The sequence below is a fragment of the Kamptonema animale CS-326 genome (assembly GCF_028330895.1).
GTDB classification, from domain to species: Bacteria; Cyanobacteriota; Cyanobacteriia; order Cyanobacteriales; family Microcoleaceae; genus Kamptonema; species Kamptonema formosum.
Map to the genome: position 1 here is coordinate 23,929 of NZ_JAQMUA010000362.1, position 12,786 is coordinate 36,714.

Here is a 12,786-nt window from a genome sequence, read left to right on the forward strand (position 1 = left end):
AATTTAGTATTAAGAAAAACTGAGCGCGTAGATCAAACTTGAAGAGCACCTATCGGGGTACGCAAACACCTGTCGATTTCGGGCTACGAGCAGAAGCACCATCACCTGAATTGTATGCTACCAGCGTTACTTTTCCTTGAGCATCCATTACCCAACCTTGAGCAGGAATAACTGCCTGTGGCTGAATATCTATTTCTGCTTTTTTATCTTCTACTTTTTGAGCTTCTGCCTTGTGACTTCCAGTTGTCACTGGTTCCACCCAGTTTAACTGTCTAGAATCGTTGCTGAGGACATCATTAGGGTTCGGTGGCACTCCTCCTTTACCAGTAATACTAAACTCATTTCCTGCCCCTTCTATACAAGGATTAGCTGCAATTAAAGTGCTGGGATCGACCACATTTTGGTCTAAGGTGACTAATCCTTGAGCGGGATTTACCCCAGTAGTGCTAAATGTTACTGCTCCTTGTAAAGCGGGACCAGACTGTTGAGAAATCGCGGCAATATCGCTAGTAGAAATTAACGAAGTTGGATTGACTTGTAGCTGAGAAAATTCAGCATTAGTCAGTCCTAAACTACTCCTGGCTTGTTCGCGATTAACAGTTGTAAAACCAAAAATATTCGGGACATTCACTGTCACAGTTCCGCCTCTAGCGGTGCGAGCATTAGCTGTAATATCACTATTCTCTCGCGGTAAGGCTACCAAAAGTTCGCTATTAATTCTGATATTGCCACCGTCAGAAATACCCGCATCGGTTGTAATTCTGCTTCCGCGTCGCAACTGGATATCTCGCGCTTGGAGGTTAACATTTCCCCCACCGCCAGAGTCAGTTGTGCCATTAATGCTGCCTTTATTATCAAGGGCAATTGAATCAGCTACAACTGTGAGAGTGCCAGCATTAGGCGTACCCTGCGCCCGGACGTTGATCGCTGCCCCATCTCGAACAATCAATCGACCTACATTTAGATTAATTGAACCCGCATTTCCCGTAGCGTTGGGAATGGGAATGCCAAATAAATTACCCGCCGAAACATCAATTTGACTAATCAATTTACCGTTAAGAGCAGTGCCACTCACTTCTACGCTAGAGGCATCAATCGTGATGCTGCCTGCATTTCCCGTACCAAAAGCAGACATGAAAATTACTCCCCCATCCCGCACAGTTAGCACAGGCGTGGCAATGTAAATATTGCCTCCCTGATTAGAGCCATTGGTTTCGCTGGCGAGGAAACTAATATTGTATTCTCCATTTGCCAAAACTTCAGAGATACCTGCTAACTCTACCGACTCAGAAGCCCTAATTGTCAAATTGCCTCCAGGCCCACCAGTAGAAAAGAGACTGTTGCCAATAGTCGCACCGCTCGATACAGAAATTCCGGCTCCTTGGACAACAATTAACCGCTTGGTGTCGATCGTAATATCCCCGGCCCTGCCTTTCTCATTGGGATCTAAAGAGGCGGCGCTGATCAAAGTTTGCAGCACACTCCCAGGGGGCGTTCTTAAGACTTCTACTGATTCAGTCGCTTTAATAGTGATATCCCCTGATGCTCCCTCACTGCTGGTGGTAGTGGTGAGAATAGCACCATCGCGCACGGTTAATTTCTCGACAGCAACGGTAATGTTTCCCCCTGTGCCACTACTGCCCAGTAATGACCCACTGCTGAGCGTAGAACCAGCCTGATCGAAAACGTTGGCACGGATGTTGATATTTCCCCCATTTCCCGTACCAAAACTGACCGAACCTGCTACTACTCCATCGCGCATCAGCAAGCGTCCAGTATCGATCGCAATGTCTCCAGCAGTTCCAGTGCCAACAGTGCCAGTGATCAGAACAATTTGCGGATCGAAAGGGTCGATTGTTCTCAATATCCGATAATTAACTAAAAATTGTTGATAGCTCTCAAAGCCAATCCCGCTGATTTCTACTGAGTCAGTAGCACGGATGTTGGTATCGCTTCCTTTTCCATCTCCCAGTGTAGGGGTGGCAATTTGCGACCCTCCCTGTACTAGCAAGTTTTGAGCATTGATATCAATACCTCTACCATCAATATTTCCTAGTGTTAATCCCAAAATTCCCGAACTGCTGATAGTGACGTTTCCACCTCTAATGTCAATTTTTCCACCTCCTAATCCGCTGGTATTTATCAACGAACTGTTGATTTCAATATTGCCAAAGTTCTGAATATTGCTGTAGTTTAAATTCAAGCCTAAAGCTGTTGGTTCAAATTGTACTAAACCTGGACTTTTCACACTTCCCAGTAATATTTGTCCAGTATAAGCAGTTAAATTTCCCCCTAGCAGTTGAATGTCTCCACCAATTAATGCTAAACTTTGACCGGGATCTACTGCTAAACCAAGTTTGTTAGAAACAGGAATTTCTACTGGTAGTGGCGGTAAGGTTGGTGTCGGGCCGATTGCTTGGGAAGTGTTGACAATTGTGCCCGGATTTTCGCGAAATCTTAAGCCCACAGGAATATTAATAGCTAATAATGGCACTGCATTAGCATCGGCGGCACTAAATTCAAAGCCATTCTCAAAAAGAACGCCGCTACCAGTTGAACCAATAAATGATCCGCGCAAATCTAACCGCGCATTGGGGCCGAAGACAATTCCTCTGGGATTAAGTAAGAATAAATTAGCATTGCCTTGCACTCCCAATGTTCCTAAAATATTAGAAGGGTTTCCCCCAGTAACGCGAGTAAAAATATTCACAATCCCGTTAGGATTGGCAAAATATGCTCCTCTACCTTCACCCACGTTAAATTCTTGGAAACTGTGAAATAAACTGACACCGCGATTTGCACCGCCTTCAATTCTGTCCGATGGTAAATTATTGATAGTTGCCGGAACTATCCGCGAACTTTCTGCACCTAAGCTATTATCGGGGACAATTTGAGCAATAGCGGGGAAGGGAAGCAACAGTAATAAAGCAAAAAGTAGGCTAGAAGATTGGCAGTGCATCATTGAACTTCGGTTAATTTAGTATTGAAAAAACAAAGGTCAGCAAAACTTAAAGAGTACCTATCGAGGTACGCAAACACCTGTCGGTTTCGGACTGCGAGTAGAAGCACCACCATCTGAATTGTATGCTACAAGTGTTACTTTTCCTTGAGCATCCATTACCCAACCTTGAGCAGGAATAACTGCCTGTGGCATAATTTCTATTTCTGCTTTTTTATCTTCTACTTTTTGATCTTCTACCTTCAGACTTCCAGTTGTCACTGGTTCCACCCAGTTAAACTGTCTAGAATCGTTGCTGAGGACATCGTTAGGATTCGGTGGCACTCCTCCTTTACCAGTAATACTAAACTCGCTTCCTGCCCCTTCCGTGCAGGGATTAGCCGCAATTAAAGTGCTGGGATCGACAACATTTTGCGGTAATACTGCTAACCCAGAAGCCGGATTGACACCAGTAGTGCTAAACGTTACCGCCCCTTGTAAAGCCGGGCCAGCCTGTTGAGAAATCGCCGCAATATCGCTAGTAGCAATTAAAGAAGTTGGATTCACTTGTAAAGCGGCAAATTCAGCGTCAGTTAGTCCTAAACTACTTCTGGCTTGTTCGCGATTAACAGTTGTAAAACCAAAGATATTGGGTACATTCACTGTAACTTGACCGCCCCTAGCAGTACGCGCATTAGCAGTAATATCGTTATTTTCATTGGGTAAAGTAGCCAGAATATCACCCTGAATTCTGATATTTCCACCATCAGAAATACCCGCATCAGTGGTAATTTTGCTACCGCGTCGCAACTGGATATCTTGCGCCTTGATATTAATATTTCCCCCACCGCCAGAGTCAGTTGTACCGTCAATACTGGCTTTGTTATCCAAGGCAATTGAGTCAGCTACAACATTAATATTGCCCGCCCTTCCCCTTCCTAAAGACTGAACGCTAACCGTTGCCCCATCCCGGACAATCAATCGATTTGTATTCAAATTCAACGAGCCAGCATTCCCCGTAGCGTTGGGATTGACAATAATAGAAAAACTGCCAGCCGAAGCCTCTATTCTACTTGCAAAACGACCGTTACTTCCCGCGCCTTGGACTTCTATGCGATCGGCATCAATTGTAATATTTCCGGCATCTACTGCACCCAACGAAGCCGCAGAAATAATCCCCCCATTCCGCAGATTGAGTATGGGCGTAGAGAGGTAGATATCTCCACCCCGACCAGAACTTGAAGTTTGAGTAGCTAGAGCACTCGCTCCGAATCCTACATTTCCCAAAACTCCCGACACGCCGCTTACTTCTATTGACTCGGAAGCTCTCACAGTTAAATTTCCTCCTAGCCCCCCATTCCTAGAAAACACGACTTGCCCAATAACCGCACCCGTAGATAAACTAATTGAGGCTCCATCAGTAACAGTTAGCCGCTTAGTGTCGATGGTAATATCCCCCGATTTACCATTGCCATCAAAAGAGTTTGTACCCATACGAGTTTGCGCGGCACTTCCAGAAATACCACCCGACAATTCTACAGATTCAGTTGTTTTAATCGTGATATTTCCTGATGCTCCATCGCTACGGCTGATGCTAACCAAACCACCAGCATTGCGTATGATTAACCGTTGGGCCTCAATATTGATATTGCCGCCAGAGCCGGTACTTTTCTTAGTTGTTCCATTATTGATTGCTGAACTAACGATCTCGAAGGTGTTAGCGCGGACATTCAGATTTCCTCCATTTCCAGCAGCCAGGGTAGCGGTACCGCCCACTACTCCATCGCGCAGCAATAGCCGTCCGGTATCGATATTAACCTCTCCAGCAGCTCCACTGCCGACAGTACCGCTATTGAGGACAATTTGGGGATCGAAGGGGTTGAGAGTTCCAGATAATATATATTGAGTATAAAATCGCTGATAGCCTACTATTCCCAACCCAATCATTTCTACTGAGTCAGTAGCGCGGATATTAATATTACTCCCCTTTCCATCCCCCAGAGTTGAAGTAAGAATTTGTGCTCCTTTATCTACTCGTAAGTTGTCAGCATTAATGTCAATTCCTCTACCATCAACATCTCCTAGTGTCAAGCTATAAATTCCTGAACTGCTGACGGTGATGTTTGAGCCTCTGATGTCAATTTTGCCACCTCCTAATCCGGTGGTATTGATGGACGCACCGTTCATTTCAATGTTACCAAAGCTCTGAATATTGTCATAGCTTAAATTCAGTCCTAAAGCTGTTGGTTCAAATTGTACTAAACCGGGACTTTGCACACTTCCCAGTAATATTTGTCCGGTATAAGCTGTTAAATTTCCTCCTTGTAGTTGAATATCTCCACCAATTAATGCTAAAGTTTGACCTGGATCTACTGCCAAACCAAGTTTGTTAGAGACAGGAATTTCTATGGGCAGTGGCGGTAAGGTTGGTGTCGGGCCGATTGCTTGGGAAGAGTTGATAATTGTGCCGGGATTGTCTCGAAATCTTAAACCTAAAGGAATATTAATTGCTAACAATGGCACGGCGTTGGGGTTCTTGCTGCTAAATTCAAAGCTATTATCAAAAAGAATGCCGCTGGCAGTTGATGCTAAAAATGAGCCGCGTAAATCTAACCTAGCATTGGGGCCGAAGACAATCCCTTTGGGATTAAGTAAGAATAAGTTAGCATTGCCTTGGACTCCCAATGTTCCTAAAATATTAGAAGGATTGCCCCCGGTAACGCGAGTAAAAATGTTAGCAATACCGTTCGGGTTGGCAAAATAGGCTCCTCTGCCTTCACCCACGTTAAATTCTTGAAAACTGTGAAATAAGTTAGGGCCACGAGTTGCACCGCCTTCTATTCTGTCCGATGGTAAATTGTTGATAGTTGCGGGAACAGTACGCGAACTTTCTGCCCCTAAACTATTATCGGGAATAATTTGAGCAATAGCGGGCAAAGGCAATAGTAGTAATAACCCAAAAATTAGGGCGGAAGATTTATGAGGCATCTTTTCATTACTGTTAATTTAGTATTCACAAAAAGACTATAGATATCTAAAACAGGACTTACGCACGATCGCACTACGGCCGCCAACAGGCGCGGTATTGTCACCGCTAGGATGGCGGCGTTACGGATAGTTTTGCGTAAGTCTTGGCCTATCGAGGTACGCAAACACCTGTCGGTTTCGCACTGCGAGCAGATGTATTACCATCTGAATTATACGCTACAAGTCTGACTTGTCCTTGAGCATCCATCACCCAACCTTGAGCAGGAATAACTGCCTGTGGCTTTATTTCTATTTCGGGACTTTTAACTTCTGCCTTGTGACTTCCAGTTGTCACTGGTTCTACCCAATTAAACTGAGCAGAATCGTTGCTGAGGACATCATTAGGGTTCGGTGGGACTCCTCCTTTACCAGTAATAGTAAACTCATTTCCTTCCCCTTCTATGCAAGGATTAGCGGCGATTAATGTGGTTGGGTCAACTACATTTTGCGGCAAAGCTACTAATCCTTGAGCGGGATTCACCCCAGTAGTGCTAAATGTCACCGCCCCTTGTAATGCGGGGCCAGACTGTTGAGAAATCGCGGCAATATCGCTAGTAGGAAGTAAGGAAGTTGGATTGACTTGTAAAGCGGCAAATTCAGCGTCAGTCAGTCCTAAACTACTTCTGGCTTGTTCGCGGGTAACGGCTGTAAAACCAAAGATATTCGGGACATTTACTGTAACTTGCCCTCCCCTAGCAGTACGCGCATTAGCAGTAATATCGTTATTTTCATTGGGTAAAGTAGCCAAAACATCGCTATTAATTCTGATATTTCCACCGTCAGAACTACCTGCATCTGTTGTAATTATGCTACCCCGCCGTAACTGAATGTCTTGTGCTTGGAGGTTAATATTTGCCCCTGTACCAGAAACGGTAGTACCATCAATTATGGCTTTATTGTCAAGCGCGATCGAGTCTGCAACCACGTTAATATTGCCAGCCCTACCTGTTCCTGAAGATTGAACATTAACCACTGCACTATCCCGAAGAATCAATTGACTAGCATTCAAATTCAACGAGCCTGCATTTCCAGTAGTATTGGGATTAACAGCATTAAACGCTCTACCAGCCGAGGCCTCAATTCCACTCCTCAACCGACTGTTACTCCCGATGCCTCGTACTTCTAAGCGATCGGCATTAATTGTAATATCTCCTGCGTTTGCTGCACCCAAGGAAGCCGCAGAAATAACGCCGCCATTCTGCACAGTTAGTTTAGGTGTTGACAGGCGGATATCTCCACCTCTACCAGAACTTGCAGTTTGAGTAACAAAAGAACTTGCTACGTAGCCCGCATTCCCCAAAAATCTTGACTCGCCACTCACTTCAATAGACTCGGAGGCTCTCACAGTTAAATTTCCTCCCGTCCCACCATTTGTAGAAAACACAACTTCGCCAAAAATTGCACCCGTCGTTAAACTAATTGTGGCTCCATTAGAAACACTCAGCCGCTTAGTGTCGATGCTAATATCCCCACCTTTTCCATTCCCCTGAAAAGTATTCGTGCCAATCCGAGTTTGACCTAAACCTACAGGAAGACTCCCCGACAATTCCACAGATTCAGAAGCTTTAATGGCGATATTCCCCGATGCTCCATCACTAAGGCTGAAGCTGGCGAAAGCACCGCCATCGCGCAGTATTAACCGTTCGGCTTCCACAGTAATATTTCCGCCTTGACCAGTGGTTGCGTTCGTTGTGCCGTTATAAAGCGCCGAACTGACGAGTTCGACGGTGTTGGCGCGGATAGTCAGATTTCCGCCATTGCCAGCACCAAAGGTGGGGGCACCGGCCACTACTCCATTGCTCATCAACAGCCGTCCGGCTTCAATATTAATATCTCCTGCTCCTCCACTGCCAATAGCGCTAGTAAAGAGAACGATTTGCGAAATGAAGGGGTTGCCTGTTCCTGATGTCTGAAAACTTTCTGTAAGCTGCTGATAGCCTTCAATTCCTAACCCGAACATTTCTACTGAGTCAGTAGCGCGGATGTTGATATTGCTCCCTTTCCCTTCTCCTAGTGTCGTGGTGAAAATTTGCGCTCCCCGCTCTAATCGTAAGTTTTGGGCATTAATATCAATGCCTCTACCATCAAGATTTCCTAGTGTCAGTCCATAAATTCCTGAACTACTGAGACTGATATTTGCACCCCTGATGTCAACTTTTCCTCCTCCTAATCCACTGGTATTGAGCAATGAACTGTTCATGTCAATATTGCCGAAGTCCTGAATATCTCCATAGTTTAAATTCAGACCTAAAGCGGTTGGTTCAATTTCTACTAAACCAGGACTCTTGACGCTTCCCAGTAATATTTGTCCGGTACTGGCGGTCGCAATGCCGCCGTTAAACTGGATATTTCCCCCTACTAGGGCTAAGGTTTGACCGGGGTCTACTGCTAAACCAATATTATCAAAAATTGGTACTGGTAGGGGCAGGTCAGGCGGTGAGGGATTAGGAGCAATTGATTGGTTAATAATTGCGCCAGGATTTTCGCGAAATCTTAAACCCACAGGCATATTAATTGCTAATAATGGCACTGCATTAGAATTAGCGGCGCTAAATTCAAAGCCATTATCAAATAAAATACCGCTACCAGTTGAACCGATAAATGAGCCGCGTAAGTCTAACCTCGCATTGGGGCCGAAGACAATTCCTCTGGGATTAAGTAAGAATAAGTTAGCATTACCTTGGACTCCCAATATACCTAAAATATTAGAAGGATTTCCCCCAGTAACGCGAGTGAAAATATTAAGAATGCCATTAGGGTTGGCAAAATATGCTCCTCTACCTTCACCGACGTTAAATTCTTGGAAACTGTGAAATAAGTGAGGGCCACGAGTTGCACCGCCTTCTATTCTGTCCGATGGTAAATTATTGATAGTTGCGGGAACTGTACGGGAACTTTCTGTACCTAAACTATTATCTGGGATGATTTGAGCGATGGCTGGGAGAGGAATAAGTAGTAAGAATGCAAAAATTAGGGTGGAATAGGGACGGAGCATCATTCAAATCCTGTTAATTGGTGATTAGGAGTAGAGCGAGCGCTGCGAGTGTAACAATACAGCACTTTCCAGGTAAGTGAATTACAGAGAAACCGGGTTTCTTAAAGAAAACCAATTTCTAGCGAGAAATCCAGAAGAAACTCGGTTTCTGGGGTGTACTTTATCAATCGGGAATCCGCTGTATTTCAGGGAGTGAAACGATCGCAGCGCCGTCTACAAAAATTAGTCTCAACTTTCTCTGTAGAGTGTCCCGATCGCTTAATAAAAGTGACCGAGGATGACTTTTTACTCGACAGAAAAAGAGAGATTGAAAGGCAAAGTAGCTAAAAAGGAAAATAATTAATGCTGAAGTAGATACCTTTTTCTTGCCAAGTGTTATTCCCCGAATCGACGCTGATTAAGGGGATACTATAGTCGAGTCTGGCATTGAGCCGATCGCTCATTTGCCATATCAACCCTAAACCTGCACCCAATAAATGATCTGAGTCGGGATTGACTTGCTCTCCCGAATGATTCCACCCGATGCCAAAATCAATAAACGGAGCAATCTGCAAAATGCCTTTGATTTTTGGGACGCGCCAAATGGGGATTCGTACTTCCGCAGAGGCGATCGCGCCGCTATCACTTAGTAGTAAATCTTGCCGATATCCGCGTACAGTCTGAGCACCGCCAATGCCAATTTGTTCGAGGGATAGTAGATCTCCTGTGGCGAGTTGAAGGTCAGAACGCAGAACTAGCAAAGTTTCGGGCGCTAATAACCGGACGTATTGAGCTTGTCCCCGCCATGAGAAAAAGCGGCTATCGGGGGCATCATCGTTTACAGTAGCACCAAAGAGATCGGTGCCGAGGGAGAATTGCGATCGCGCTGCGAAAACTTGATTTTGACTGCGCTGCACGTATTCTTGAAAGAAGCGAAAGGCTGTAACTCGCGTTTCCCCTTGGTCGTTGGCTCCTGGTGAAAGGGGATAGTTCTCTCCTAATAAAGAAGTATCGCTTTCTTGACGCGAAAAAGTCAAACCTAAAGCTAATTCGCGATCGGGTTTGAGAACTATTGGTTGGCGGTAGGTGAGCTCGTAGGTGCGCGATCGCCCTTCGATGTCTAGGCGATCGAAGGGTTCTTCAATCACGTTAGTTTTGGTAACGCCTGCTGCAATTTGAATTGTGCCATTGTGAGCGTTGACGGGGACAGTATAACTGGCATTTAATTCATTACTACCGTCGGTGTTGGCATAAGATACATTTAATCCATCACCTAAACCGATTAAGTTAGCTTGGTTGATGCGAACCCCGCGTCGAAAACTGCCTACACTAGGAGAGCGGTTATTATCTGTAAATAGCTCAACGCTAAAGGTATCTGCTTCTTTGACTCGCACTTGCAAGCGGCTGCGTTCGGGCCGACTTCCGGCTTGAAGTTCTGCTGAGATATTGGCAATCTGAGGGTCGAGTTGCAACAGTTGTAATGCTTCTAGCAAGCGATCGCGGTTTAAGGGTGGACGAGTGGCGAGATTTAAGCGCGATCGCACGTAGTTAGAGTTAAGCCGCCGATTTCCCGTAATCTCAATTCCCTCTAACCCTCCTTCAATCACCCGAATTTTAACAATTGCTCCTTCTCTAGGAAAGGTTTGGTCAGTTGGAATCACCGCACCGGAATTGACATAACCCGCATCTATGTATTTTTGAGTGATGGCTGTTTCTACCGCCAGCAGTTCGCTGAAGGTGATTTCGCGTCCCGTAAATGGTTGAGCGATTGCCGATAATTCGCGATCGCTAAAGGCAGTATTTCCTTCAAACTCAAACCGTTCCACCCGAATTGTCCCCGGAATTTCCGGGGAGACTTGATTGGGAGGATTTGGGGGGATTGGCTGTAAGGGAAGCGGTTGCGGCTGCGGCGGTGTAGGATCGGGCAGTTCAGGTGGCTTCGGGAAAATAGGGTTAGGTAGTTGAGCCAACTGCAAGTCGGCTTCATTAAAAGTAAAAGCTGGGATTGGAGGTAAGGCATTGCGATCGCTACTGGCAACTTCTAAATCTTGAACATTTGAAGGCAAAGTTTTCACCTCGGTAGCAGCAACTTTAGCTGCTCCCACCATTAGCCAAACAAACCCCGTTAGCCCAAATAGTATTCTAAGACGAGTCATAATTAAGTCTTTCCTGCCCAGGATTAAGTGAGTAAAATCACTAATTGTTTGTTATAGCCTTAATTCATCAGGCTATAATTAGAATAGATGTCACCAAATGCTTTCCTAGCATAACTAATATCTGAGTTATTAATTCACAACTCAAGACCGATCGGCCTTGGCACTCCCCGATAATTCAGCACTTTGCACCCGTGCCATCCGAATTGTTTGGGGAAATACACCCACTAAAAGAGCCAAAGCCAGATCTGGAAGCTGTGCTACCGTTTCCGAGTCAAAATACTGTTCAAACTGAGTCAGAAGCATCTGCGATCGCACCACAGGCAAACTCCTTGCCGTTAATTGTTCAGTTAAACGCACCCAATGCCTGCGAATTCCATAAGCTTTTTGTCGCTCTTCAGGAGATTTCGCCTCAACCAAGCAAACATCTCCCACTAAAATCACCTGCTGGCAATCGCGATCGAAAGCACCCCCAACAGCGGCTCCCGGCCCCGCAAACTCAGCATGATACACCTTAATCAAAATTAGACCATTACGGCGACGACTGTCCACAATCAGCAATTTACCGCTGTGGATCTGGGTAAGAATTTCTGGCGGCTGGGGGTACTCAATCAATTCCGTACCGCAGTTTAGGCGTTCATTATCCATGCCAACAAAGCCGGGAGGGCAGAGCATACAAATAGAGCTAAAGTAGGTGCTAAATTAAAGTATCCATCACTTCCGCCTCTGAATTAGAATCAAGAATTTGCAAGCAGAAGAGATTGAAAAATCCGCTTTGAGCCTCTTTCAGCTTTCTCTGTAATGGGCCCATGCCGATATTTCCCCCTTTCTGGGACTTCGATCGCAAATCCCCACCCCATCAACTTTTTGACGATTCCAAGGCAGGTAGTAGAGGCTATCCTTAAGAGCAGGACTTATGCAGAGTCTCTCTCAACCCCTTAAAAAAAGGAAACTTATTTCCTAATTTTTAAGGAGTTTAGGGGAACCGAAGTCTCCAAGTTTAATGCAAGTTTAATGCCTAATTCCTAGAAGAAAATACTGACAGACTGGTAGTTTTAGCATGATTGAATATCCATTGCAGATAGAACAAGCCGTAAATACCCTCAAAACTGATTTACCCACACTTTTTGAGCAAGATATTTCCTATGATATCTATACAAAAGATATTTATTTTCAAGATCCAGTCAACAAATTCAAAGGAAAAATAAACTATCGTATTATCTTTTGGACTCTACGATTTCATGCTCAGCTATTTTTTACAGAAATTCACTTCGATTTGCACGAAGTTGCTCAGACAGCCTCAGATACTATTCTAGCAAAATGGACTGTTCGCGGTACCTTACGAGTTCCCTGGAAAGCTCGGATATTTTTCAACGGCTACTCTACTTACAAGCTCAACACTGAGGCTCTGATCTACGAACATATCGACACCTGGGATCGGAAACCAGGAGAAATATTAAAGCAATTTATCCGCAAAGGAGGCGAGATTAATTGAAAATTAAAATTTCAAAATTAACGACTGTTGGCTATCCAAACTCGCTAACAATTGCTAAAATTATCATCAGTTCAGCATATTCACCTAATTAAATGTAAAATATAGGTGACTAAAAAGCTGGTTGTGTATGTCTTCTTCGTTCTCTTTTACAAGACTTATGCACGATTACGTAACGCCGCCTTCTAGGCGGTATTCTTAC

6 protein-coding genes are annotated in these 12,786 nt (G+C 44.8%); 1 reads left to right on the top strand and 5 read right to left on the bottom strand.

The genetic code is table 11. The features are described from left to right. Positions 1 to 49: 49 nt before the first annotated feature. From PN499_RS21160 to PN499_RS21180, 5 genes are all read right to left on the bottom strand, one after another. Positions 50 to 2,962, bottom strand: coding sequence for an S-layer family protein (locus tag PN499_RS21160; RefSeq protein WP_272034334.1), 2,913 nt, complete (start codon positions 2,960 to 2,962; stop codon positions 50 to 52). Positions 2,963 to 3,019: 57 nt separating this feature from the next. Next, complete coding sequence (locus tag PN499_RS21165) at positions 3,020 to 5,926, bottom strand: two-partner secretion domain-containing protein (protein WP_272034335.1); 2,907 nt, start codon at positions 5,924 to 5,926, stop codon at positions 3,020 to 3,022. A gap of 148 nt (positions 5,927 to 6,074) precedes the next feature. Next, positions 6,075 to 8,960 (bottom strand): S-layer family protein, encoded by a 2,886-nt coding sequence (locus tag PN499_RS21170; protein WP_272034340.1) that lies wholly within the window; start codon positions 8,958 to 8,960, stop codon positions 6,075 to 6,077. Positions 8,961 to 9,283: 323 nt separating this feature from the next. Next, positions 9,284 to 11,095 carry a ShlB/FhaC/HecB family hemolysin secretion/activation protein gene (locus tag PN499_RS21175; RefSeq protein ID WP_272034336.1) on the bottom strand — a complete coding sequence of 604 codons (1,812 nt, stop codon included), beginning with the start codon at positions 11,093 to 11,095 and terminating at the stop codon, positions 9,284 to 9,286. A 141-nt stretch (positions 11,096 to 11,236) separates the two neighbouring features. Then, positions 11,237 to 11,740, bottom strand: a complete 504-nt coding sequence (locus tag PN499_RS21180; RefSeq protein WP_272034337.1) for a hypothetical protein — start codon at positions 11,738 to 11,740, stop codon at positions 11,237 to 11,239. A gap of 412 nt (positions 11,741 to 12,152) precedes the next feature. On the opposite strand from PN499_RS21180, the gene PN499_RS21185 reads away from it, so the two are divergent. Further along, on the top strand, positions 12,153 to 12,587 hold the full coding sequence (locus tag PN499_RS21185; RefSeq protein ID WP_272034338.1) for a DUF2358 domain-containing protein: 435 nt from the start codon (positions 12,153 to 12,155) through the stop codon (positions 12,585 to 12,587). Positions 12,588 to 12,786: the final 199 nt, after the last annotated feature.